The sequence below is a fragment of the Kitasatospora sp. NPDC033851 genome, assembly GCF_055576085.1.
In genome coordinates, this window is sequence record NZ_JBVIRL010000003.1 from 553,559 (window position 1) to 576,972 (window position 23,414).

General features: G+C 75.7%; 15 protein-coding genes, 1 tRNA gene and 1 pseudogene. 8 read left to right on the forward strand and 9 right to left on the reverse strand.

Features of this window, described 5'->3' with window-relative positions:
* The first annotated feature begins 13 nt into the window (after nucleotides 1-13).
* The 3 genes from ACZ51D_RS09355 (at nucleotide 14) to ACZ51D_RS09365 (ending at nucleotide 2,381) form a co-directional block, all read left to right on the forward strand.
* Nucleotides 14-586 carry a GNAT family N-acetyltransferase gene (locus tag ACZ51D_RS09355; protein WP_465661753.1) on the forward strand — a complete coding sequence of 191 codons (573 nt, stop codon included), beginning with the start codon at nucleotides 14-16 and terminating at the stop codon, nucleotides 584-586.
* Nucleotides 587-793: 207 nt separating this feature from the next.
* Entirely contained in the window at nucleotides 794-1,534 is a 741-nt protein-coding gene (locus ACZ51D_RS09360; RefSeq protein ID WP_465615839.1) for a sensor domain-containing protein, read from the forward strand.
* Nucleotides 1,535-1,622: 88 nt separating this feature from the next.
* On the forward strand, nucleotides 1,623-2,381 hold the full coding sequence (locus ACZ51D_RS09365; protein WP_465615840.1) for a hypothetical protein: 759 nt from the start codon (nucleotides 1,623-1,625) through the stop codon (nucleotides 2,379-2,381).
* 6 nt (nucleotides 2,382-2,387) lie between these two features.
* On the opposite strand, the gene ACZ51D_RS09370 is transcribed toward ACZ51D_RS09365, so the two are convergent.
* The 7 genes from ACZ51D_RS09370 to ACZ51D_RS09400 form a co-directional block, all read right to left on the reverse strand.
* On the reverse strand, nucleotides 2,388-3,593 hold the full coding sequence (locus tag ACZ51D_RS09370; RefSeq protein ID WP_465615841.1) for a hypothetical protein: 1,206 nt from the start codon (nucleotides 3,591-3,593) through the stop codon (nucleotides 2,388-2,390).
* 564 nt (nucleotides 3,594-4,157) lie between these two features.
* Nucleotides 4,158-4,231: transfer RNA gene (locus ACZ51D_RS09375), tRNA-Met, on the reverse strand.
* 50 nt (nucleotides 4,232-4,281) lie between these two features.
* A complete protein-coding gene (locus ACZ51D_RS09380; protein WP_465615842.1) occupies nucleotides 4,282-5,631 on the reverse strand; it encodes a PrsW family intramembrane metalloprotease in 1,350 nt (449 codons plus the stop codon).
* A 115-nt stretch (nucleotides 5,632-5,746) separates the two neighbouring features.
* Nucleotides 5,747-6,532, reverse strand: coding sequence for a tRNA (guanosine(46)-N7)-methyltransferase TrmB (gene trmB / locus ACZ51D_RS09385; protein WP_396290290.1), 786 nt, complete (start codon nucleotides 6,530-6,532; stop codon nucleotides 5,747-5,749).
* A 195-nt stretch (nucleotides 6,533-6,727) separates the two neighbouring features.
* Complete coding sequence (lhgO, locus tag ACZ51D_RS09390) at nucleotides 6,728-7,966, reverse strand: L-2-hydroxyglutarate oxidase (protein ID WP_465615880.1); 1,239 nt, start codon at nucleotides 7,964-7,966, stop codon at nucleotides 6,728-6,730.
* 223 nt (nucleotides 7,967-8,189) lie between these two features.
* Nucleotides 8,190-9,767 carry a TROVE domain-containing protein gene (locus ACZ51D_RS09395; protein ID WP_465615843.1) on the reverse strand — a complete coding sequence of 526 codons (1,578 nt, stop codon included), beginning with the start codon at nucleotides 9,765-9,767 and terminating at the stop codon, nucleotides 8,190-8,192.
* 608 nt (nucleotides 9,768-10,375) lie between these two features.
* A complete protein-coding gene (locus ACZ51D_RS09400) occupies nucleotides 10,376-11,803 on the reverse strand; it encodes an MFS transporter (RefSeq protein WP_465615844.1) in 1,428 nt (475 codons plus the stop codon).
* Nucleotides 11,804-12,577: 774 nt separating this feature from the next.
* Between ACZ51D_RS09400 and ACZ51D_RS09405 the strand changes: the two genes are divergently transcribed.
* The 3 genes from ACZ51D_RS09405 to ACZ51D_RS09415 all read left to right on the forward strand — a co-directional run bounded on the left by ACZ51D_RS09405 (nucleotide 12,578) and on the right by ACZ51D_RS09415 (nucleotide 16,240).
* Nucleotides 12,578-14,743, forward strand: coding sequence for an asparagine synthase-related protein (locus ACZ51D_RS09405; protein ID WP_465615846.1), 2,166 nt, complete (start codon nucleotides 12,578-12,580; stop codon nucleotides 14,741-14,743).
* Between the two features lie 174 nt (nucleotides 14,744-14,917).
* Nucleotides 14,918-15,439, forward strand: coding sequence for a universal stress protein (locus ACZ51D_RS09410; RefSeq protein WP_360505792.1), 522 nt, complete (start codon nucleotides 14,918-14,920; stop codon nucleotides 15,437-15,439).
* 96 nt (nucleotides 15,440-15,535) lie between these two features.
* The gene (locus tag ACZ51D_RS09415) at nucleotides 15,536-16,240 is read left to right on the forward strand and encodes a DsbA family oxidoreductase (RefSeq protein WP_465615849.1); all 705 of its coding nucleotides are present in this window, start codon (nucleotides 15,536-15,538) and stop codon (nucleotides 16,238-16,240) included.
* 60 nt (nucleotides 16,241-16,300) lie between these two features.
* Here the strand turns inward: ACZ51D_RS09415 and ACZ51D_RS09420 are convergent, their stop codons facing one another.
* Both ACZ51D_RS09420 and ACZ51D_RS09425 read right to left on the reverse strand, forming a co-directional pair.
* The gene (locus ACZ51D_RS09420) at nucleotides 16,301-18,406 is read right to left on the reverse strand and encodes a sigma-70 family RNA polymerase sigma factor (RefSeq protein WP_465615851.1); all 2,106 of its coding nucleotides are present in this window, start codon (nucleotides 18,404-18,406) and stop codon (nucleotides 16,301-16,303) included.
* Between the two features lie 560 nt (nucleotides 18,407-18,966).
* Nucleotides 18,967-19,737, reverse strand: coding sequence for a TetR/AcrR family transcriptional regulator (locus tag ACZ51D_RS09425; protein WP_465615882.1), 771 nt, complete (start codon nucleotides 19,735-19,737; stop codon nucleotides 18,967-18,969).
* 612 nt (nucleotides 19,738-20,349) lie between these two features.
* On the opposite strand from ACZ51D_RS09425, the gene ACZ51D_RS09430 reads away from it, so the two are divergent.
* The gene (locus ACZ51D_RS09430; protein WP_465615853.1) at nucleotides 20,350-21,795 is read left to right on the forward strand and encodes an NAD(P)/FAD-dependent oxidoreductase; all 1,446 of its coding nucleotides are present in this window, start codon (nucleotides 20,350-20,352) and stop codon (nucleotides 21,793-21,795) included.
* 170 nt (nucleotides 21,796-21,965) lie between these two features.
* Nucleotides 21,966-23,249, forward strand: a pseudogene (locus tag ACZ51D_RS09435) (SpoIIE family protein phosphatase); the annotation flags it as partial.
* Nucleotides 23,250-23,414: the final 165 nt, after the last annotated feature.

The following is a 23,414-nucleotide window of genomic DNA, read 5'->3' on the forward strand; positions in this document are numbered from 1 at the left end:
AGGGTCGGCCGCCATGGTCCCCGTACGACTCACCGGCCCCCGGCTGGCCATCCGCGAGTACCACCACACCGACGGCGACGTGGACGCGCTGCACGCCCTGTTCGGCGACCCGGAGGTCACCCGCCACCTGCCGTTCGAGCCGTACGACCGCGAGACCTGCGCCGACCAGATCGAGCTCTACCTGGAGGAGGCGATGGCCGGCGAGCGGGACACCTACCGGCTCGCCGTCACCAGGCTCGCCGACGCCGAGGACCCGCAGGACGCGACCCCGATCGGACACGCCGCGCTCACCCTCGGGAAGCACCGCGCCGCCGACCTAGGCTGCGTCCTCGGCCGCGATTTCCGGGGCCGAGGCCACGCGGGCGAGATCACCGGCCTGCTCTGCGACTTCGCCTTCCACACCCTGGACCTGCACCGGCTGACGGCCTCGGCCGACGTGGGCAACACGGCCTCCGCCAAGGTGCTCACCCGACTCGGGTTCCGGCTGGAGGTGCGGGCCCGGCACGACCGGCTCGAGAACGGCGTCCGCTCCGACTCGCACCTCTTCGCGCTGCTCGTCGACGAGTGGCCGGGCCCGACCGGCTGAACCCCCACGGCGCACCCGTGTGGCCAGGGAGACCGGCGGGCCGGCGGACCGGGGGCCGGGGGCGGGGCCGGGGGCCGGGGGCCGGGGGGTTAACCCCACCCCCGATCCGCCAGGCCTCCGGATGCCGCCGCGACCTGCGGTTCGGCCAGACTGGACGACGTCAGCGAGCACGAACGACCGTCAGTACGAGGGGCCGGGGGCCGGAACATGAGCAGCAGCCGAAGCACACGGGACCACGAGTGGGACGTCCTGGACGGTCACGGCGACGACCCGCGCCCCGCCCGGGCCCACCGGACCGGACAGCCGCCCGCCTTCTGGACGGCGCCGTTCTCCGCGCACTACTACCGCGAGGTCGGCTACGTGCTCAGCGGCCTGCCGGTGGCGATCGCCGGCTTCGCCGTCGCGATCACCCTGTTCTGCCTCGGCCTCGGCACCTTCGTCACCGCCCTCGGCCTGCCCGTGCTGGCCGGCCTGACCATCGCCGCCCGGGGCTTCGGCCGACTGGAGCGGGCCCGGGCGCGGGGCATGCTGGCCCTGGACGTTCCCGGCCCGAAGCCGGTGCGCCCGGTCCGCCCGGGCAACTGGGGCGCGATCACCGCGCGGCTGGCGGACGGGGCGGGCTGGAAGGCCGCGCTGTACCAGGTGGTGATGTTCCCCTGGGCGATCTTCAGCTTCACCATGACCCTGGTGTTCCTGCTGCTCGGCTGGGCGATGGCGCTCTACCCGGTCTACCACTGGGTCTTCCCGACCTACACCGGCTGGCGCGGGTACCAGCTGTTCGACTACACCGACGGCCACCACGTCCGGCACGTCTACTACGTCGAGGGGATGTGGCAGATCGCCGGGTTCTCGCTGGTCGGGGTGGTGCTGGTCTTCCTCACCGCGCAGCTCGTCCGCGGCCTGACCAACGTCAACCGGGCCGCCGCCCAGGGCCTGCTCGGCCGCTGACCAGGCGCTGACCGTCCGGCCCCGACTCGGTCCCGGCCCCGTTCGCACTCCGGATGCGGACGGGGCCGCCGCGTGTTCGGATGACCGCGTGGCCGCCCCAGGCATTCCCCCCGAACCCCCGGACGTCCTGGTCACCTCCCGCCCGCTGGACGAGTACTGCGCCCTGTTCGACCTCACCCGGGCCCAGCTCGCCGCCCTCCCCGGGCCGCTGCTGGACTGCCCCGGCGGCGCGGCCGGCCTGGCCGCCGAGGCGCGCGCGCTGGGCTGCCGGGTGATCGCCGCCGACCCGGCGTACGCCCTGCCGCTGCCGGTGGTCGCGGACCGCGCCCGGGCCGCCCGGGCGGCGATGGCCGTCGCGATGGCCGCCCGCCCGCACCTCTACCCCGCGCCCCGCCCGCACCGGCCCGAGCGCTACCTGCGCAGCTGGGACCGCGCCCGCCGGCTGTTCGCCGCCGACTCCGCCGCGCACCCGCAGCGGTACGTGGCCGCCGCGCTGCCCCGGCTGCCCTTCGCGGACGGCACCTTCGCCCTCACCCTGAGCGGCTACCTGCTCTTCGCCTACCCCGAACTCTTCGGCCCCGAGCACCAGTTGGCCGCCCTGACCGAGCTGGTCCGGGTCACCTCCTTGGGCGGCGAGGTCCGCGTCCAGCCCCTGCACGACGGCCGGGGCCGCCGCTGCGGGCACCTCGACCCCCTGCGGTACGCGCTCGGCGAGCGCCGGATAGCCAGCGAGGTCCGCCGCTTCCCCCGGGCCGAGGACGGACGCACCCGCCGCGTCCTGGTCCTGCGGGCCGCCGACCGCCGCCCCCGGGCGGAGGCCGGGCAGCCCGTGGCCGCCGGGCTGTAGGGGCCGCTAAGAGGCGGGCGAGGCGGGCGAGGCGGGCGACGTCGGCGCATCCGGTGCGGTCGGTGCATCCGGTGCGGCCGGTGCATCGGGTGCAGCCGAGCCGGACGGCTGGGATGGCTGGGTCGGCTGGGTCGGCTGGGGTGCCTGGGCCTGCTGGGCCGGCACGAAGGCCGTCACCTGCAGCCGGGAGAGGATCTTCTCCGCCAGCCAGCTGCGGTCCGACCCGTACGGGATGCCCCGCGGATCGACCAGCTGCGCCGCCACCGCGTCCCGCAGCCGCTGCGCCTCGGCGGCCGGCAGCCGGGAGAGCAGTCCCCGGGCGGCCAGCAGCGCGTGGTACTGCTCGAAGCCCGAGCGCGGGTGCTCGATCGCGTCCAGCACGCTCGCCAGGTCCGCGAGCGACGGGTCGCCCTGCATCAGGGCGAGGGCCTGGATCCGCCGCCCCTCGGAGCCGTCCGTGAAGAGGTCCCGCACCTGGTCCGCGGTCAGCGCCGACCGCCGCGCGGTCGAGCGGACCTCGGCCACCACGCCCGCCGGCCCGGCCGGCGAACCCGAGGCGGGCGGCAGCTGCCCGGCCAGCGCGGCGGGGTGCTCCGCGCTGCCGCCCAGCAGCCCGAGCTGCTGCATCGCGCGGACCCGCAGGTCGTCCGCACCCACCTTGTCGCCGTGCCGGTCGCGGTCCTGCCCGGCGAGGAAGAGGTCCAGCGCCCGGTCGGCGTCGTTCAGCGCCCGCGGCAGCGCGAGCCTGGTCACCAGCCAGCCCGCGAGGAAGCCGAAGACCAGGAAGTAGAGCACCAGGGCCGCCGCGAACGGCACCGCGGCGTCGCCCCCGCCGAGCGTGGGCGCCAGCGCCGACCCGAGTTCGTGCAGCCGCTCGCCGAGCGACCCGAGCTGGGTCAGTCCGACGCCCAGCAGCACCTTGGTCAGCCAGTCCGAGACCTGCTCCAGATTGGTGTTCGGCGCGTACGAGCCGTGCGGCTCGCCCGAGTCGCCGCGCACCCGGGGCACACCGAACAGGAAGCCCAGGCCGCCGCCGAGCACCGTCGAGGCTCCGGCCACCACCAGGCCGCCGCCGAGCGCCTGCCAGGTCTGGTCCCGGCCGAGGGCGAACAGCAGCAGCCCGATCAGCCCCGTCCCGGCCAGTACTCCGGCGGCACCCCACTGCGCCGTCCGCAGCGCCGATCCGCCGCCAAGTCGTCGCGCCTTCGTCATCGCCTACCCCCTGTGTCCGTGCCGCTCCGCTCCGGAACCCCGCGCCGACTCTAGCGCCGCGGCCCACCCCGGAAACGTCCCGGGCACGCCCCGGCTACGACACGGGGGAGCACCGACTGCGACACGGGTGCCCCGGCTACACACGGGTGCCCCGGCTACGACACGGGAGCACCGACTGCGGCGCCAGGACTCCGCGGGCGGCCCGGGCGCCCCCGGAAACGCAGACGACCCGCGGGCTACTCCTCCGCGCCGGCCCGTGCACTGGCCAGGCGCCGAGGCACCGGGGATGTTCCGGTGAGCCCGCGGGCCGGGTGACTGCTATGGATTTCGCCTGCCGGAGGCCAGGGGCCTCACCCTGCGCAGGCAGGGGCGGCTCTAGCGAGCAGCCACCTCACACATCCTGACGGTACTCAATTCAGGATCACCTCCTTTCAGTGTGCTGCCACGATAGGCAGCCCACCGATCGGAGGGCAACGGATTTATTCGCGGCCTTGCGGCGGTGCGGTGGTGCCGGGAACGCGAAAGGCCCGGAGGACGAATCCTCCGGGCCTTCCGGCTACTGAGTAGCGGGGACAGGATTTGAACCTGCGACCTCTGGGTTATGAGCCCAGCGAGCTACCGAGCTGCTCCACCCCGCGTCGGTGAACACAACAATACGTGGAAGTCACCGAGATGGGAAATCGGTTCTTCAAGCGCCCCTCGGCGAGGGTTTCGACCGCCCGCGCCGGGGGCCCCGCGCCGGGTGCCGGGCCGAGCGGGCCCTCGCCCAGGCCGCGAAGCAGACCAGCGCGACGAAGCAGGGCACCATCAGCACCGCGTACACCACCAGGAAGCCGTCCGTACCGAGGTCGGCGGCGGCGTTCCAGGTGCCGTGCAGCAGTATCGCCAGCAGCAGCCCGGTCGGCGCGGCCAGCCGGGCGAGCCGGCGCCGCCCGGTGGTCAGCGCGACGGCCAGGCCGATCCCGGTCAGCGCGGTGAACAGCGGGTGGGCGAAGGGGGAGAGCAGGGCACGCAGGACGAAGGTCTGCACGGTGCTGTCGAAGTCGCGCAGGCTGGGCCGATCGCCGAGGCCGATGCTGTCCAGCCGCTGCCGCTGGTCGCTGGTGAAGGCCCGGCCTAGGTAGAGGGCGTTCTCGGTGAAGGCGAAGCCGCACGCGGTCATCCCGCCGAGCACCACTCCGGCGGCCAGGGTGCGCGGCCGGGAGCGGCGGTGCGGCCCGGCGCCGCCGGACGGCGGGGCCGGGCGGAGGTAGGGCAGCGGCCGCAGGTACGGGCGCAGCCGGCCGCGGGCGTGCGGGCCGACCTGGCGGCGCTGGTACGGGCGGGGGCGCCGGGGCGCGGGCAGCCGGCGCAGCAGCGGCGCGCAGGGGCGCCCGGTGCGGCGGCCCTGGCAGCGTTGCCGTCGGCCGAGCGGCAGCAGCAGCACCAGCAGGGCGGTGGCCTTGGCGGTCTCCTCGATCACCGGGGTGGCGATTCCGGCGCCGAGCAGTTCGCCGAGCGAACCCTGGTGCCGGGTCAGGTAGTCGGCCGTCCAGTTGTTGGCGAGGATGGCGACGGTGGTGGCGGCGCAGGCGCCCCAGCCGAGGCAGAACACGGTGTGCCGCAGCGGCACCCGGGCGGTGAGGTTGAGCCAGGCCAGGCCGCCCAGCACGAACGGCAGCGGCACCATCGCCAGGCCCAGGCCGACCAGCAGCCCGACGGTGCCGGTCTGCCGTTGGACCAGGTGCAGGATCAGCGCCCCGCAGCCGACCATGGTCAGGACGGCGGTCGCGGTGACCGAGGAGAGCGCCACCGAGCGGCTGCGGCCCGGCGGCCCCCCGGGCGTGCCGGGCGCGGCGGCTTGGGCGTTCGCGGCCCGCGGTAACGGGCCGCCCGGCCGGGGCAGCAGGCGGTGGACCCGGCGCCTCCGGGGCCCCGGGATGGTCCGGGTGTCGCCGGTGCGCGGGACCGTCTCCGGTGCGTCGGCGGCGACCTGAACCTCTGTCCGAACAGTCGTCCGAACGATCGGCCGGGACCCGCCGCCGGACGGGCCGCCCATGCGGCACAGGGTAGGCCACGGCAGCCGCCCGCCGGGAGGACTCGGGACGAACCGTCCGCCGGTGGCCCGCCCGTACGGTCGGCGGGTGGCCGCCGTTCGAACGGCGGCCGGTGCGTCAGCGGCGGCGGAACAGCAGGTCGTGGACCACGTGGCCCTTGGCGATCCCGGCCCGTTCGAACTTGGTGACGGGCCGCCAGTCCGGTCGCGGTGCGTAACCGGGGACGCTGCCGTCCGGGTGGTCCGCGGGCTCCAGCCAGCCGGTCCCGTCACCCTCGGGGTGCAGGTTCTCCAGCTCCGGCGAGGCGGACAGCACCGCCAGCATCTGCTCCGCGTACGGCTCCCAGTCGGTGGCGCAGTGCACCAGGGCGCCGGGGGCGAGCCGGGGCAGCACCAGGTCGAGGAAGGAGGGCTGGACCAGCCGGCGCTTGTGGTGCTTGGGCTTGGGCCACGGGTCGGCGAAGAAGACCCGCAGACCGGCCAGCGAGGCGTCCGGGAGCATGTCGCGCAGCAGGATCACCGCGTCCCCGGCGGCCGACCGGACGTTCTCCGAGCCGTCCCGCTCCAGCAGGCCGAACAGGTTGCCGTGGCCCGGGGTGTGCACGTCGGCGGCGAGGATGCCCATGCCCGGGTCGGCGGCGGCCATCGCGGCGGTGGTCTCGCCCATGCCGAAGCCGATCTCCAGCGTCACCGGCAGTTCGCCGAACAGCTCCCGCAGGTCGAGCGGGGCGCCGTCGATCGGGATGCCGAAGGTCTCCCAGCTCCGGTCCAGCGCGCTCGCCTGGGCGTTGGTCATCCGGCCCCGGCGCGGCTGGAAGCTGCGGATCCGGTGCTCCCGGTGCTGGGCCTCGGTGGCCTTGTGCGGGTACATCGGCGCGGGGTACGCGGCCGGCGCCGCGGACATCCGGGCGGACGGCGAGGGCTGGGGGATCGGGGCGGTGGCAGTCACAATCCCCCGAGTCTACGGGGCCGCCGGGGCTCCCCCGAAGGGCCTGTGACCGGGCTCATTCCGGGGCTTCTCCGCCGCTCGTCCGCCCGCTCGTCCGCCCGCTCGTCCGCCCGCGGACCCGCCCGCGGACCCGCCCGCGGACCCGCCCGCTCAGCCGCCCGCTTCCAGGGCGGCCAGGGCGCGGCGGGCCACCTCCCGGCCGATCGGCAGCGAGGCCGTCGCGGCGGGGGAGGGGGCGTTCAGCACGTGCACCGCGCGGCGCGGGGAGCGCGGGTCCTGCGGGTCGAAGCCGGCGAAGGCGAAGTCGTCCAGCAGCGAGCCGTCCCGGGCCACCGCCTGGGCCCGCACCCCGGCGGCGGCCGGCACCAGGTCCTCGGCGGAGACGGCGGGCAGCAGCCGCCGGACGGCCTCGGTGAACGCCCGCTTGGACAGCGAGCGGTGCAGCTCGCCCAGCTCGTACCGCCAGTGCCGGCGGGCGATCCGCCAGGTGCCGGGGAAGGCCAGCGTCCCGGCCAGGTCGCGCGGGCGGACGGTGCGCCAGTCGTACCCCTCGCGGGCCAGCGCGGGCACCGCGTTCGGGCCGACGTGGACGTCCCCGTGGATGCCCCGGGTGAGGTGCACGCCGAGGAAGGGGAAGGCCGGGTCGGGCACCGGGTAGACCAGGCCGCGCACCAAGTTCCGGCGCCGTTCGGTCAGTTCGTAGTACTCGCCGCGGAACGGCACGATCCGCACCCCGGTCTCGTCCCCGGCCAGCCGGGCGATCCGGTCGCTGTGCAGTCCGGCGCAGTTCACCAGCACCCGGCAGCGCAGCTCGCCGGTGGCGGTGCCCACCGTCACCAGGTCCCTGCGCCGCGCCACCGTCCGGACCTCGCTGGCGGGCCGCAGCTCGGCGCCGGCCTCCCGGGCCAGCCGGCCGTAGGCGGTGGCGACGGCCGGGAAGTCGCAGATGCCGGTGGTGCCGACGTGCAGCCCGGCGAGCCCGGCCACCTCCGGCTCGTACCGGGCGATCCCGGCCCGGTCCAGCTCGGTGACCGGGATGCCGTTCGCCCGCCCGCGCTCCGCCAGGGCCGCCAGCCGGGGCAGCTCGGCGGCGCCGGTGGCCACGATCAGCTTGCCGGTCACCTCGTACGGGATGCCGTGGTCGCGGCAGAACGCCACCAGCTCGGCGGCACCCGCCACGGCGTACCGGGCCTTGAACGAACCGGGTCGGTAGTAGACGCCGCTGTGGATCACCCCGCTGTTGCGCCCGGTCTGGTGCGCGGCGAAGCCGGCCTCCTTCTCCAGCACCGCGACCCGCAGCCCGGGCCGCGCCCGGGTCAGCGCGTACGCCGTGGCCAGCCCGACGATCCCGCCGCCCACCACCAGCACGTCGACCTCGTCCGCCACCACCGACTCCTCGCCTCGCCCGGCCGCCCCCGCCGCCGATGCTGCCACGGCGGCCCGGACCGGTCGAGGGCGCGACGGGCCCGCGCCGGAACGGCGAGCGGCCGGGAAGGAACCACCCCCGTGGGTCCCTTCCCGGCCGCTCGCCGCCACGCCGACCGTCTCCCCTCGGTCGGTGCGGCCCCCGGGGCCGGCCGCCGACCGTGCCGGCCGCCGCCCCCTGCTCCTCTTACTCCTCCCAGGGCCAGTGGGCGTTCGCCCCGGCTTCCAGGAGGGGGATGAGGCGGAAGGCCGCGTCGCTCAGGCCGCCGAAGGTGTGGCGGTGGGCGCCGCCGCTGGGGCCGTGGGCCGGGGCGTAGCCGGCCAGGTTCCAGGTGTAGACGGGGACGTGGGCGGGGACGGCGGCGAGCGGGTCGCCGCCCCAGTGGTGGGGGCCGGTCTGCTCGTCGGTGACGATCACCACCCGGTCGTGGCCGCGGTAGTGGGCGCGGACGGCGTCGGCGGTGTTGGTGCCGCCGAGACTGGAGAAACGATCCAGCACTCGCAGCACCGCCTCCCCCCGGCCGACCTCGATCACCCGGCTGGTGGTCCCGAACTCGACCAGGTCCGCCTCGGCGGCGCGGACCTTCAGCGCGGTGCCGAAGATCGCGGCCGAGTCGGCCCGGTTGAGCTCGGTCGGGCCGCCGGACCGGTCGAACATCGAACCGGAGCGGTCCACCAGGATCAGCGTCCGGCCGGGCAGCTCCGGCACGTTGGCCAGCGAGTGCCCGAGCGCCGTCTCCAGCGCGTGCCCCCAGCGCAGCGAGGGCGCGTGCCGGTACGCGGACAGGTAGCGGAACGGGAACTGGCGCGAGCGCCGTACCTCGCCCTTGTCGGAGATCCGCCGGGCCACCTCGGCCGCGACAGTGTCCGACACCCCGGCCCGGTCGAAGTTGCGCAGGTTCCGCACCAGCGCCATCGGGCCCATCGACGGGATGACCGCCTCCCAGACCGGCGCGTCCAGCGGCCCCCGCAGCCAGCCGGCCAGTGCCTCCCAGGTCAGCCCGGCGGCGGCCAGCCGCTCGGCGCCGTCCTCGGCGGTCACCGCGGCCCGGCGCTCCTCGACGGGCAGCGAGAGCAGCGCGCGGTTGGCGGTCAGCATCCGGTCGGACGCGGGCGGGACGGCCTCCTCCGGCCGGTGCCGGCGGTCCAGCGCGTACGCGAACAGCGCGCCCTGCCACGGCTTGTCCGGGTCCGGCGAAGGGTGCGTCAGCTCGATCACGTCGCCGAAGCGGTAGCCCTTGCCCGCGGTGTCGTACTTGAGCAGCGAGCGGGTGTCGTAGAGGTGCCGGACGGCGTCCGCGACGCCGCGCTTGAGCGGCTTGGGCAGCGCCCGGCCGTAGCGCGAGGTCCAGTACGCGAGCAGCTCGCCGGGCTCGTCGGCGCGCCGCAGCACCGCCGCGACGGCCTGTCGGGAGTGTCCGTGGGCGCCCGCGTCGAGCCGGGCGCGGGTGAACTCGGCGGCGCCGACCAGGGCGGCGGTGCGCATGTGGGCGCCGTAGCGCAGCCAGCGCAGCAGCCCGAGGGTCCACTCGGGCTCGGCGACGGCGAGTTCGCGCACCAGTGCGGTGTAGCGGTCGTCGCGGTCGCCGCCGCGCTCGTAGAAGGTGTCCTTGCCGACCATGTTGGCCACCGCGAGCAGGAACAGCTCGGACTTGCGGTTCCGGACGTGGCCGACGCCGCCGTTGTGGTTGCGGGTGAGCTGCCCGGTCGTGGCCACCGGTGAACTCGGACTCGCCTTGGTCTTGCGGATGTTGAACCTGGACATGCGACAGCCCCCCTCGGCCTGTTGGTGTCAGTGGGACGGAGGCATGCCGCATGAGGGGTGCCCGAGATCGTGCCGACCGTGGGACGGCCGACGTCGGCGGAGGTGTATGCCTTGTGCTCTACCACTTGAGCTAGCGGCCGCGCTCGCGCACGGCACACCCGGGACTCGAACCCGGAACCGCAAGATCCGAAGTAACCCCCGCCTGCGCACCGGGCACTCCGAAGCGCACTGCCTCCCGAGATCGGAGTGGCGGCGGTGTTTCGCGGGTTCGAACCGCTACGCCGGAAATCCGGCGCCTACCAGAAGTAACCGCTGCCGTCGCACCGGGAGGTGCGGAAAAACCTATTCACGTGTAGGTGTCCAGAGATCGAAGGCGGCTGAGGTGACGAAGCTGCTCTGGCCACTGAGCTACACCGGTCCGAAACCGGTGACGGGATTCGAACCCGCGACCTGCCCAATAAGGAGTTGGAAGTAACCTCTGCCTGCGCACCTGGACGAGAGAGACCATAGCCAGGCCCCTCTCGCCGGCGCACCTCAATTACCGTCAGGCCGTAACGGGCCCCGCCGGCTCTTCGCCCCTTCGCCCCGCCGCCCGCCGGCCCGACCGCTCACGCCGGAGCGACGATCACCGCCCGTGCCCGCTCCGCGAGCTCCCGCACCCGGCGCTCGCCGTGGAACGGCTCCAGGCGCCGCAGCATATCCACCACGTACTCCCGGCTGCGCTGCGAGGAGATCCGGCCGGCCACCTCGACGGCGCGTTCGCCGGCGGCGACCGCGGCGTCCAGGTTGCCCGCCTCCGCCTCGGCCATCGCCGAGACCACCAGCCGCAGGCCGTGCGAGCGGACGAAGCCCTCGGTGGGCGTGGCCAGCGCCTCGCGGGTGAACTGCCGGACCTTCGAGGGCACTCCGAGGTCGCGGAAGCACTCGGCGGCGTCGGCGGCGAGCCGGTCGTAGGCGTAGAAGTCGATCCACGCCGGATCCGGATCCCCGGCGCGTGCCCGTTCGAGTGCGCTCTCCGCCGCGCCGAGCGCCGTCGCGCACGCCGCCGCGTTGCGCGCCTTGGCCTGGGCCCGGGCCTCCACCAGGTGGAAGAAGCTCATGGTGCGGGCGGTGGCCAGGCCCCGGTTGCGCTCCAGGGCGGCCTGCGCCAGATCGACCGCCTCCTCGGCGAAGCCCCGGTAGCCCGCCTGCAGGCTCATCGAGGCCAGCACGTAGCCGCCGAGCGGCACGTCGGCGGCGGCCCGGGCGAGCCGCAGGGCCTGGATGTAGTACCGCTGGGCGGCCTCGTGCTGCCCCGTGTCGAAGGCCATCCACCCGGCCAGCCGGGTCAGTTCGGCCGTCGCGCCGAACAGCGCCCGGCCGACCGCGTCGCTGTACGAGGCCAGCAGCAGCGGCGCCGCCTCCACTCGCAGGCACTCCGGCACCATCGACGAACGCCAGTCCCCGCCACCGTACTTGGAGTCCCAGCGGCGTGCCTCCTGGGCGGCCTCGCGGAGCTTGGCGGCGTCCGAGTGGCCGACCCGGTAGGAGGACGTGTCACTGGGGGAGCGCGGCACCTCGCGGGCCACCGAGCCGTCGGCCGGGGTGATCAGCCAGCGGGAGACCGGCGTCGCGTAGGCCGCGACCGAGAAGGTGCCGGCCAGGCTGTCGCTCCACCGGCCGCCGCCGGGGCCCCGGCGCAGATCGAGGTCGACCCGCCACAGGTCGGTGGCGGAGCGGACGGCCTCGGCGACGTCGCGCGGGAAGGCCAGGCCGAGTTCGGGTGCCGGGTCGGTGTCGCCCAGGCCGATCTCCTCCAGCGGGACGGGCCGGCCGAGCTTGCCGCCGATCGCGGTGGCGATCAGGTGCGGGACGGGCCCCTGCGGGACCATGCCCTTGCTGACCCAGCGGGCCACCGAGGTCTTGTCGTACCGCAGGGTCAGCCCGCGCTGGGCACCGAGGTCGTTGACCCGACGGGCCAGTCCGGCGTTGCTGATCTGGGCGAGGGTCAGGAGCGTGCCGAGCCGTTCGTTCGGTCCACGTGGGCTGACGGTCATGGTGGCGGCGGCACCTCCTGCGGCCTTGTGCGCGGGGCCCGGGCGGCACCGGGCCGTGGCTGCTGTACCTAGAGTAGTCGGACGCGTTCCGACGGTTAAGAGGTCGCATTCCGGATGGCGGGATCGCGCACTCGGCGGTGTCGCACGGGAGTTGGTCCGGACCGCTCGGATCCGGCCGATCCCGCCGCGCGCCGGAGCGTCGTGCTCCGGTCCCGTGTTCACGTGCGCCCGGCCGTGCCCCCTGGCCCGACCGGCTGGTCGGCGATTCGCTGGTGGTCGTGGGTCGGCCCGCCGTCGAGGACCCGGCGGGCCGGGGATGCCGCCGCCTCAATCCCCGCGGGTGGCGGTGAAGTCCGGGAGGGCATGCGGATGCCCTCCCGGGCCGGGTGACGCCTTTCGGCCATCTCGCGATGCCCATGCCAAAGGCGGCCCGCGGGCGGTCCGGGCCACGGAGGGGGAGGCCCGGCCCGCCCGGCCCCACCTCGGCTCCACCCGGCGCCGACAGGCCGCTCCGCGCGGTTTTGCCGCGGTGCCGACAGCCGCTCCGCCCGTTCCCACCCGCCGTCGGCCGGTCGCCACCGAAGCGGAACCGGCAACACCGGCCCCGGCGACGCCGAGCGGTGGCACGATGTCCCCTGACGGCGCGTCGAGCTGCGGAGGCACGTCGGGACGCGCGCGGGCCGCCACGGCACACCCACCCGGCCGCCCGACGGCACCGCCCGCCCGGTGGCGAACGCGCCGCGCGGATGCAGGTCCTCGTCCGGTGGAGGCACGATGCGGTGGCTGACGGGCTGGTGCACGGGCACGCCCAGAGCGGGCACACCCCGGGCGGGCACACCCGCGCGCGAGACGCCCGGCACGGTCGCGCCGATCGCCGCACGCCCGCTGTGGACCGGAGCCGACCCGCTCTGGGCCGTCGGCGACTGGCGCCCCGAGGAGATCCGCCTGGTCACGCTCCGCCCCGGCGCCCCCGCCGTGGTCAGCACCGGCCCCACCGCCCCCGACCCGGTCGAGGACACCCCCGCCACCACCCGGCTCGCCGTCCTCGGCCACTGCGGCGCCACCGACGCCGAACTCGCCGCCGGCCTCGCGGGCGCCCGCGGCGGAGCCGTCCGCCACCTGACCGCCTGGCCCGGCAGCTACACCGTCGTCCTGCGCTCCGGCACCCGCTCCACCCTGCTGCTCACCGACCTCGCCGGCGCCCAGCCCGTCTTCCACACCCCCTGGGGCGGCGGCACCGCGTACGCCACCGCCGCCCTCCCGCTGGCCGACCTGGTCGGCGCCGCCGTGGACACCGGTCACCTCGCCGCCCGCCTCGCCTGCCCCGAGTCTCCCGAGGCGCTCGGCACCGGCACCCCGTACCTGGGCGTCCAGCAGGTGCCGCCCGGCCACGTGCTGGGGATCCGCGGCGGCCGGCCGTACCTGTCGGCCTACGACGAGCCGCCCTTCGCCGAGCAGCCCCGCGACGAGGCGCCCGCCGTCCGCGAACTCACCCGCGCCCTGCTGGAATCCGTCCGCTCCCGGGTCCGTACCACCGCGCCGGTCCTCGATCCGGTCGGACGGGCCCGGCTCGGCGTCGACCTCTCGTACGGCACGGCCTCCGCGACCGTCGCCCTGCTCGCCGCCGCCGTCCCGCTGCCGCCGGTGCCGCCGGTGCCCGCGCCGACCGTCCCGGCCCAGCAGACCGCCGAGACCGTCGGCGCCAGGAACGGCGCGGTCAAGGGCTCCTGGGCCCGGCCCGCCGCCCGGGAACCCGCCGCCCCCGAGCAGTTGGCCGCCGTCACGCTCGGCGAGACCGAACCCCCCGCCACCCTCGCGCTCGCCCCCGACACCCCGCGCCTGCGGCACACCGTGCTCGACCCCGGCCCCGACACCCTCCCGTACGCCGGACTCCGCACCGACCCGCAGGCCGGCCGGCTCACCGACGAGCCCGGGCCCGAACTCGTGGCCGCCGACCGCGCCGAGGCCCGCTTCGACGCCGGCGGCACCGACCACCTCACCGGCTACGGCGCCCGCCAGGTCCTCGACGGCCACCCGGCCCGCCTCGCCGACCTCATCCGGGCCGGCCGCCCGCGCGAACTCCTGCCCCCGGTCGCCGCGCTGGCCGGGGCCGACCGGGCCGTCGCGGGCGTCCTGACCGGCGCGCTGCGCACCCCGCTCACCGTGGTCCGGGCCGCCCACCGGCTCTCCCGGATCCGCTACGCCGAGGCGCTGGACGAGGCCGCCGCCAAACTGACCGCCCGCCACGTCCCGGACGGCCGCGGGACGGCGGGCAGCCGCTCGGCCGTCGACCTCGCCTGGTGCGTGCCCGGCCCGGCCGCCCGCTGGCTCTCCGACGAGGCGCTCTCCTCGGTGGCCCTGCGGCTCCGCCTGGCGGCGCGCAAACCGGCACCCGGGGAACACCCCGGCGCACACCGCGCCCGGCACGCGCTCTACCGCCAGGCGCGCTCCTTCCGCACGCTCGTGCACGCCGCCGAACAACCCGGCCAGCGGCTGCACGCGCCCTTCCTCGACAACCAGGTCGTGCGCGCCGCCCGGCTGCTCCCCGACGACGTCCGCCTCCAACCCGGCGCCCGGCACGCCCTCCTGCACGCCGTCCTCACCGGTGCCGGCCGCACCGACCTGCCCCCCGACTGGGGCCGCGGCCCCCGCCCCGACCGCACCGCCCCCGCCCGCGCCGGCCTCCGCCTCGCTGCCGACGGCCTCGCCGAACTCTTCGACGCCCCCCTCCTCGCCGAAGCCGGCCTCATCGACCTCCCCGCCGTCCGCGCCGAACTCGCCCACTCCGCCGACCCCGCCACCCCCCTGTCCCCCGCCGCCCTCGCCGGCCTCGCCGACCTCGTCTCCACCGAACTCTGGCTCCGCCGCCTCCGCGCCCGCCGCCACGGCGCCTGCTGGACCGGCCTCCCCCACCCCCAACCCCCCGCCCTGGCCCCCTGACCCTCCGGCCCCGCCCCGCGCTCCCACCGGCCCCGAGCTCAGCCCCGGCGCCCACCCGAACCCCGCCCGCCGTCCGCCGGTCTCCTCCTCTCGCTCTCGGCGCGGTGGCGGGGGTGCGGTCGGCGGGGCGGGCCATGATGGCGGGGGTGTGGATCCGGGTGAGGAGGGTGTGCGGTGGCCGGTGGGAGCGCGGGGCGGGACGTGCCCGTGGTGCTGTCGGTGCTCGGGCGGCCGCCGACCGGCCGGCCGGCCGGGGTGCTGGCGGCGTGTGACGGGTCGGACGGGTCGCTGTGGGCGCTGGACCGGGCGATGTCGGAGGCGGAGCTGTTCGGCCTGCCGCTCTACGTGCTGGCCGTGGTGAACCCGGCGCCGGCCGGCTATCCGCCGGGGATGGCGGAGCTGGTGCAGGAGAGCGTGGAGACGCTGGTGGAGAGTACGGCGGACGGGCTGCGCCGCTCGGTGGCCGCCGTGCAGCGGCAGCGCCCCGCCCCGTACGTGGGGGAGATGTCGCTGCACGTGGTGCTGGGCAATGTCATCGAGGTGTTGCTGGAGGCGGCGACCCGGCAGCACACGCTGGTGGTCGGCACCCGGGGCAACGGTGGCTTCGCCCGGCTGCTGCTGGGTTCGGTGAGTTCGGCGTTGGTCCACCACTCGGCGTGTCCGGTTCTGGTGGTTCCGGCGCCGCCCGCGGGCTGAATCGGCAGGTCAGGGGGTTGTCGGGAATGTACCGAGATGGTTCATCGTTCACCCATCTCGTACACATCTGACAAGACGCCCCCTGGAGCCCCCCGCATGAAGGTCGAGATCTGGTCCGACATCGCCTGCCCCTGGTGCTGGATCGGCAAGCGCCGTTTCGAGCAGGCCCTGGAGGGTTTCCCGGGCAAGGAGCAGGTCGAGGTCGTCTACCGCCCGTACCAGCTGGTCCCGGACGCCCCCGCGACGGCGAGCCCGCACCGTGCCTGGCTGGCCGAGCGCTACGGCCCGCAGTCGGTGGCGATGGACGCCCGGGTGGCCGAGCTGGGCCTCGCCGAGGGCATCACGTACGACTTCGACGCCGCGCTGCACGCCAACACCTTCCTCGGTCACCGCCTGCTGCACCTTGCCGAGGCCGAGTACGGCCCGGCCGTCCAGGGGCGGCTGAAGGAGGCGCTGCTCACGGCGCACTTCACCGACGGCGTCGACGTCGGCGACCGCGCCGCGCTGACCGATGTCGCCGTGGCGGTCGGCCTGGACCGGGAGCGGGTGACCGCCTACCTGGCGGGCGACGAGGGCACCGCCGAGGTCAACGCCCAGCTGGCCGAGGGCCGGGAACTGGGCATCACCGCCGTGCCGACCTTCGTGTTCGAGGGCAAGTGGGCGGTCCAGGGCGGCCAGGAGGCCGAGACCTTCCGCAAGGTGCTGGACCAGGTCGCGGCCGAGATCGGCGAGCGCCGGCCGGCCCCGGTGCAGGTCGCCCCGGCCGGGGAGGCCTGCGCGGACGGCTCCTGCGCCATCTGACCCGTACCGCAGCCGACCCCTGCCGCCCGGAGCCTTACCGCCCGGAGCCCGAGGCCCGTTTCAGGAGCACCTGAAGCGGGCCTCGGCCCAGTCCGCGACGTTCAGCGCCGACCAGATCCCGTGCGCCGGCGTGACCACCAGCCGGATCGACGTCTGCCCGGCCAGCGGCACGTGCACGGGCACCGCGTCGTCGCCGGCGGCGAGCGTCCGGGAGTGCCACAGGGTGCGGCCATCGCCGGCCTGGACGGAGAAGACCACCCCGCCCGGTGAGAGCGTGGCGTCGTCCACCCCGGCCACCGCGTCGAAGGACGTGCAGCTGCGGTTGAGGTCGATCAGGGTGGTCGCCGGGGCGTGCACGGTGAGGGCGTGCGGGTGGTAGTCGCCGCCGATCCAGCCGCCCTCGCGCTGCCAGAAGTTGTCACTGCCCTTCTGCCGGATGCTCGGCCGGTCCGGCGGCACCCGGTTGTGGCCGGGCTTGACCACGGGCAGCGAGTCGGCCCAGAAGTCGGTGGGCGCGGGCGGTTTGGGCGGTGCGGGTGGGGTGACGGTCGGGGTCGGGATCGGCGGCAGGGTGGGCGTCGGGACGACGGGCACCTCGGGCATGGGCACCGGCGGCAGGGTCGGCTCGGGCCCGACCGGGGGAGCGATGGTCGGCTTCGGGGCGGCCGGGCGGCTGGGCGCGGGCGTGGCGGGCTTCGGCGCCCGGATGGCGGGCGGAGCCTGCGCGGGCCTGGCGGACGGCTTCGCGCTGGGGCTCGGCGCGGGCTGCTGCGGGGCCGGAGGGGCGGGAGCGGGGGGCGGGGCCGACGCGGGGGCGGGTGCCCGGGGAGCGGGCGGTGCCGGGGCGGGGGCGGCCGGGGCACTGGTGGCCGGGGGAGCGGCCACCGGCGGCTTCGGTTCGGGCGAGCCGGTCAGCGCGTACGCGGCGACGGCGGCCGCGGCCACCGCGACGGCGGCGGCGATCCCGGCCTTGGCGGCGGTCCCCAGGCCTTCGCCGACCACGGCCGCAGCCGTGTTCCCGCCGGAAGCCGCACCGGCACCGGCCGCACCACTGCCCGCGGCACCCGCCGCACCGGCCGAACCCGCCGCAGTACCCGCCGTACCGGCCGCAGCCCCCGAGGACCCGGCGGTCGCCGCCGCCGTCCCCGCCGCCGCGCCGCCGACCGCGGCGACCCCACCGACGGCGGCCGCGGCGGCGCTGAACCCGCCGACCCCGACCCAGATGAGCACGCCGCCGGGCAGCAGCGCGCGCAGGCCGGTGTTGATCTCGGTCAGTTCCAGGCAGGCCGCCGTGCAGCGGTCGCACTCCCTGAGGTGCCGCCCGACCTCCGCCGAGGCGCGCTTGCGCAGCGAGCCGCGCGCGTACGCCCCCAGCCGGTTGACGTACGCCTCGCACCCGCTGTCCTGGCTGCCGGAGACGTGCGCCTGGAGGAACGCGGCGGCGAGCCGGTCGCGGGCGCGGTGGGCCTGGACGGCGGTGGCGTTGGCGGTCTTGCCCAGCATCACCGCGACGGTCTTGGGGGATTCGCGTTCGACCTCGGTGTGCCAGAGCACCACCCGGTCGTCCTCGGGCAGTTCGGCGTAGGCCTGCATGACCATCCGCTGGTCGGCCATGGCCATCGCCCAGGCGTCGGCGCCCGGGTCGGCCAGGTCGAGGTCGACCACGGCGGCCGAGGTCTGCGCGAAGACGGCGAAGTCGTCGACGAGTTGTTCGCGGCGCTCGCTGCGGTGCCAGGCGGCGGCGACGTTGCGCACGGCGGTCAGCAGGTACGCGCGGACGGCGAACTCCGGTCCCCTGCCTGCCCGTAGGGCCTGGAGGGTGCGGGCGAAGACCTCGCCCGCGAGGTCCTCGGCGGTGAAGCTGTCCCGGCAGCAGGTGCGTGCGTAGCGGCGGACCGAGTCGGCGTGCCGGCGGTAGATCTCCTCGTACGCGGTGTCGTCGCCGGCCCGGACCCGGGCGGTCAACTCGGCGTCGGAGGGCGGGCGCTCGCCGTCCACCGGGTCGGCGGGCGCGGGCACGGTCGGGCGCGCGGGCCGGCTGTCGCCGAACGGCTCACCGACGAACGCCTCGGGGGCGACGCCGCCCCGGCCCGCCGGGGCCTGGCCGGGCACCCGGCCGGAGGGCAGCGCGGCGGCGGAGGCGGAGAGTGACTCGCGGCTGGGCATCCCGGCCTGGTCGGGGACGTGTCCGGCGGCCGAACCCGGTGCGGCGCCCGGCACTTGGGCCGACCCGCCGGCACCGCCGGCCCCTCCGACACTGCCGATGCCACCTGCGCCACCTGCGCCGCCGACCCCGCCCGGGCCCGCGGCGGACCCTTCGGCGGTACTACCGGACAGGCCCCCGAAGTCGAGGCCGTACCCGTAGTCGTTCTGTTCCTCGGCGCTCACAACGGACCCCAGATTCCACGACAGCCCCCGTAGTGTGGCAGGGCGCGCGGGAGTACGTAGGCGCACGGTTCTCCAGCGTACGGCGCCGACGGCGCGCGAAGGGCGCGCATCGGGACATTGGCTCCAACCACGGGCAAAGGATGGCATAGCGCAGGGACGGGCGGTAGCCGGACCGGCCGTTCCCCACTCTTCCGTGGGGCCGTCGCGGATGTGTTCGCCCAGCGTGCGACGCCGGGTCGCACGACGCCCGCACCCGGCGCGCGCTCCAGTCCCGCGCGCCGGCGATCCGTCCGACTGTCCTGCCCGCCAAGCGCGCCGCCCGCGCTCGCCGTCGGATGTCAGCGTGCCCGCAGACCGTCCAGCAGGATCTGCAGCAGCCGGTCCGATGGCCCGGCGAGTGCCTGACCGTCCGTCTGCGGGGAAACCGGCGAGAAACCGCCCGCCGGCGGAGTCGAGACCGACGGACGGGTCGCGTGCACCGGCACCGACGCGGTCAGCACCAGCACCACGTCCGACACCGTGACGCCCGGCCGCAGTTCGCCCGCCGCACCGGCCCGCGCCACCAGCGCGGCCAGCAGCTGGAGCAGCAGCCGGGGATCGGCGTCGGCGGCCGACGGATCGGCCGCGCCGCCGGAGCGGGCCTCCTCACCGCGCAGGTCGAAGCGGACCGCCGCGGGCGGTTCCGGCACCCGCTGTTCGGGAACCCGGCCCAGCTCCTCCGCGTACCGGAACGCCTCCGGCGGCAGCAGCCGCCCGGCGCCGCTGCTCACCGCCCGGGCCAGGTAGCCGGCCAGCGCCGCCCAGGCGCCGTCGCCGCCGTACAGCGACTCGCGCGCCTGCGCGGTCAGCCACGCCACCTCCTCGGCGGCGATCCGCTGGACCAGCACCTCCTTGCTCGGGAAGCGCCGGTAGACGGTGCCGACCCCGACCCCGGCCCGGCGCGCGACCTCCTCCATCGGCGCGCCGTAGCCGAACTCGCCGAACACCTCGCGGGCCGCCCGCAGCACGCTCTCCAGGTTCCGCCGGGCGTCCACCCGCAGCCGGGCCCCGGGCACCGGCGCGGTGGCCTGTGCGGGCTCGGCCCGGTACGGGCCTCCGGCCTGAACCATGCCGGCCTGAACCAAGCCGACCTGCGCCATCCCGGTCTGCGCCGGCAGGTCCACCGGGCCGCGCTGCTCGGGCACCATGCCCGGCCCGGCCTGCGGTGCACCCGCCCGACCCAACACCTGCTCCTGTTCCATCATCCCAACTCTCCCCCGCAGGCGTCCGAATCCGGACCCTGTCGTCGCCCGCCCCCGCACCCCCCGGTGCAGCTCAGCTCGTCAGAAATGACCCGATGACCCATCGCTCGTGCCGCCCGTCCCGTTCCGGTGACCACGGTTCGTGCCGCCGGGCCGGGTCCACGTCCGGCTCGGCGCGTCGGCACCGTCCGGGGCCCTGTCCGGGAACTAACCTTCCCCGGATGACTGTGGCCCAGTCGGGTTCTCACGCCAACGCTGGAACTGGCCGTAGTGGCCGCTCCACGGTGCGTCGCCGCCGATTGTCATGGCGACAGCCGCCCCGGTACACAATCCGACCATAGTTCACGGCACTTCGCGGCCGAAAGTGCGTCAGAAAGTCGCCCAGGAAGCACAACTGGCCACGACAGTCACTCGCGTCCCAACCCGCCCCGTACGGACTGTGGACAAGACCACCTCCGCCGGTCCTTCATAGGGGGCGTGATGGGGGGACACCCCCGGCCGCGAGGCCGGGACGAAACGTCACTCGGCAGGAGGTGCACCATCAGGATCCTGATCGCCGGCGGCGGATGCGCCGGTACCGCCACCGCACTCCACCTCCAGCGCGGCCTGCGGGAGCGGCTGCGGCGCGGCGAGGTGGAGATCACCGTCGTCGAGCCCCAGGCCTACTTCACCTACCACCCGCTGCTGGCCGAGGTCGCGGCCGGTTCGATCGACCCGAGACACGTGGTCGTCCCACTGCGCGGGGTCCTGCCGGACTGCCGGGTGCTCACCGCCCGGATCACCCGGATCGAACACGCCGCCCGCCGCGCCCTGGCCGACGCCGGGGGCCCCGGCGAACCCCCCGCCCCGATCGAACTCCCCTACGACATCCTGGTGGTGGCCCCCGGATCGGTCTCCCGGACGGCCCCGGTGCCGGGCCTCGCCGAGCACGGCCTCGGCTTCTCCACGGTCGGCGAGGCGGTGGGCCTGCGCAACCACGTCCTGGAACAGCTCGACCTCGCCTCCGCCACCCGCGACCCCGCGCTGCGCCAGTCCGCGCTCACCTTCGTCTTCGTCGGTGCCGGCTACGCGGGCGTCGGCGCGCTCGCGGAGCTGGAGGACATGGCCCGCGCCGCCGTGCGCGGCTACCACAACGTCCGCGCGGAGGACCTGCGCTGGGTCCTGGTCGAGGCGACCGACCGGATCCTCGCCGAGGAGTCGCCCGAGCTCGCCGAGCACACCCTCGGCGAACTGCGCGAACGCGGAGTCGACATCCGGCTGCGCACCACCCTGGAGTCCGCCGTCGACCGGGTCGTCGCGCTCTCGGACGGCAGCCGCTTCGGTGCCCGCACGCTGGTCTGGACGGCGGGCGTCCGGCCGTCCCCGCTGCTGCGCGACGCCGACCTGCCGCTGGACACCCTCGGCCGGGTCCGCTGTCTCTCCACCCTGCAGGCCGTCGGACCGGACGGGCGCGCCCTGCCCGGCGTCTGGGCGGCCGGCGACTGTGCGGCCGTACCGAACCCGAACGCGGACGGCGCCCCCTGCGCGCCCAACGCCCAGCACGCCTTCGCCGAGGCCGAGCTGCTCGCCCGCAACATCGCGGTGGCCCTGGACCGTGGGCCGCACGCGCCGGGCCTGGCCGAGTACCGGCCCGGCCCCGCGGTCTGCTCGACCTCGCTCGGCCTGCGCCGGGCCGTCGCGCACACCCGGCGGGGCGGCACGCTCACCGGTCGGCGGGCCTGGTGGCTGCACCGGGCGCGGCACCTGCGGCGGCTGCCGAGCACGGAGCGCCGGGTGCGGGTGCTGATGGACTGGGTGCTGGGCGGGGTGTTCTCCCGCGAGGTGGTTTCGCTGGGTGCGATGGAGCACCCGCGTTCGGCCTTCGAGGACGGGTTCGACCAGAAGTTCGGGCGACCGTCCGACGCCGGACCGGATGCGCCCCGCTGACCGCGCCCGCCGACCCGGGCCGGAGGTCGATCGGACGGCCACGCCGGGCGCGCGACTTCCGAAATCGGGCCTCTGCCTGACAGGATCAGCCCGACCTGGTCATTACCCCGTGTGCTGCTGCGTACACAAAAAGTGATGATATGCCTGGAAAACGAGGAAGCGGCCGTCGTTTGAACCTCATGCGTTGGAGCGCCCGGCTCACCGGAGCCCCCTGGCGTGCCACCCCGTCCAACGGGGCCGGCACCGACGAGGGCACGCCCTCCAGCGACGGTGTCGTCGTGCCCAGCCCCCGCGACCCGACCAGCCCCACCACCGCCGCCGAACTCCTCGACCCGCACAAACCCCAGAACCTGCGCGAGGTCCTCAACCGCATCCCCGCCCCGGTCGCCGTCACCTACGGCCCGCTCCACCAGCTCGGCTACGCCAACCGCGCCTACCGCGAACTCTTCGGCGAACGCCCCACCGGCCGGCCCGCCGGCGAAGCCCTCCCCGAACTCGGCACCATGGGCGTCCTGGCCCTGATGGACCAGGTCATCCGCGGCGGCCGCCCGCGCAGCGTCAAGGCCCGCTGCATCCTCGGGCTCACCGGCAACCGCTACTACAACGTCTCCTGTGTCCCGCTCGGCCCCGGCGACACCACCGACACCCCCGCCGAGGGCCCGCCCGCCGGCGTCCTGATCTTCGCCGCCGAGGTCACCGACCAGGTCCTCGCCGCCGCCCGCCTGCGCGAAGCCGAACGCCGCCAGCGCGAGGCCGCCGTCACCCTCCAGCGCAGCCTGCTCCCGCAGAAGCTCGACCAGCCGGCGGACCTGCGGGTCGCCGCCACCTACCAACCCGGCGGCGCCGAGGCGGCCGTCGGCGGCGACTGGTACGACGTCATCGCCATCGACGGCGGGCGCACGGCACTCGTCATCGGCGACGTCATGGGCCGCGGCCTGCGGGCAGCCGCCGTCATGGGCCAGCTGCGCACCGCGGTCCGCGCCTACGCCCGCCTCGACCTGCCGCCGCACGAGGTGATGCGCCTCCTCGACGGCATCGCCATGGAGATCGACGCCAACCAGATCGCCACCTGCACCTACGCCGTGTGGGACCCACAGCGCCGCACCCTCTCCTACGCCTCGGCCGGCCACCTCCCGATGCTGCTGCGCTGCCCCGACGGAACCATCCTGCGCAGCGAGGAACAGAACGGTCCCCCGCTCGGCACCGGCGGCGGCCTGCACCTCTCCCACACCCTGCGCCTCCTCCCCGGCACGACCGGTGTCCTCTACACGGACGGCCTGGTCGAGCGCCGAGACGAGGACATCGACCAGGGCCTCGACCTCCTGGCCCGCACGCTGACCGGCGCGATCGGCACCCCCGAGGTGATCTGCGCCCGGCTGCTGCGGGCGATGGGAGTGACCTCGGAACACGACGACGACGTCGCCATCCTGGCCTTCCACCTGCCGGCGGAAGCGGTCGCCGAAAATCCGCTTGCGGAGCTTGACTCGATCATCCCCGAGGTCTAGTGTTCTTCGAGTTGCCTGACAGGGAGCACCGGACACGCATCGGCGCGGACGGTCCCGGGGCGGCCAATCCTCTGAAACACCACTTCCCAGGTTCGGGCTGGGTTGCGTCTGCAT

Excerpts from the sequence above, each read along its gene's own strand:
- ACZ51D_RS09355 (WP_465661753.1), top strand. The coding sequence starts at position 14 with ATGGTCCCCGTACGACTCACCGGCCCCCGGCTGGCCATCCGCGAGTAC.
- ACZ51D_RS09360 (WP_465615839.1), top strand. The coding sequence starts at position 794 with ATGAGCAGCAGCCGAAGCACACGGGACCACGAGTGGGACGTCCTGGAC.
- ACZ51D_RS09370 (WP_465615841.1), bottom strand. The coding sequence starts at position 3,593 with ATGACGAAGGCGCGACGACTTGGCGGCGGATCGGCGCTGCGGACGGCG.
- ACZ51D_RS09380 (WP_465615842.1), bottom strand. The coding sequence starts at position 5,631 with ATGGGCGGCCCGTCCGGCGGCGGGTCCCGGCCGATCGTTCGGACGACT.
- trmB (WP_396290290.1), bottom strand. The coding sequence starts at position 6,532 with ATGTCCGCGGCGCCGGCCGCGTACCCCGCGCCGATGTACCCGCACAAG.
- ACZ51D_RS09395 (WP_465615843.1), bottom strand. The coding sequence starts at position 9,767 with ATGTCCAGGTTCAACATCCGCAAGACCAAGGCGAGTCCGAGTTCACCG.
- ACZ51D_RS09400 (WP_465615844.1), bottom strand. The coding sequence starts at position 11,803 with ATGACCGTCAGCCCACGTGGACCGAACGAACGGCTCGGCACGCTCCTG.
- ACZ51D_RS09405 (WP_465615846.1), top strand. The coding sequence starts at position 12,578 with ATGCGGTGGCTGACGGGCTGGTGCACGGGCACGCCCAGAGCGGGCACA.
- ACZ51D_RS09415 (WP_465615849.1), top strand. The coding sequence starts at position 15,536 with ATGAAGGTCGAGATCTGGTCCGACATCGCCTGCCCCTGGTGCTGGATC.
- ACZ51D_RS09420 (WP_465615851.1), bottom strand. The coding sequence starts at position 18,406 with ATGCCCAGCCGCGAGTCACTCTCCGCCTCCGCCGCCGCGCTGCCCTCC.
- ACZ51D_RS09425 (WP_465615882.1), bottom strand. The coding sequence starts at position 19,737 with ATGGTTCAGGCCGGAGGCCCGTACCGGGCCGAGCCCGCACAGGCCACC.
- ACZ51D_RS09430 (WP_465615853.1), top strand. The coding sequence starts at position 20,350 with ATGGGGGGACACCCCCGGCCGCGAGGCCGGGACGAAACGTCACTCGGC.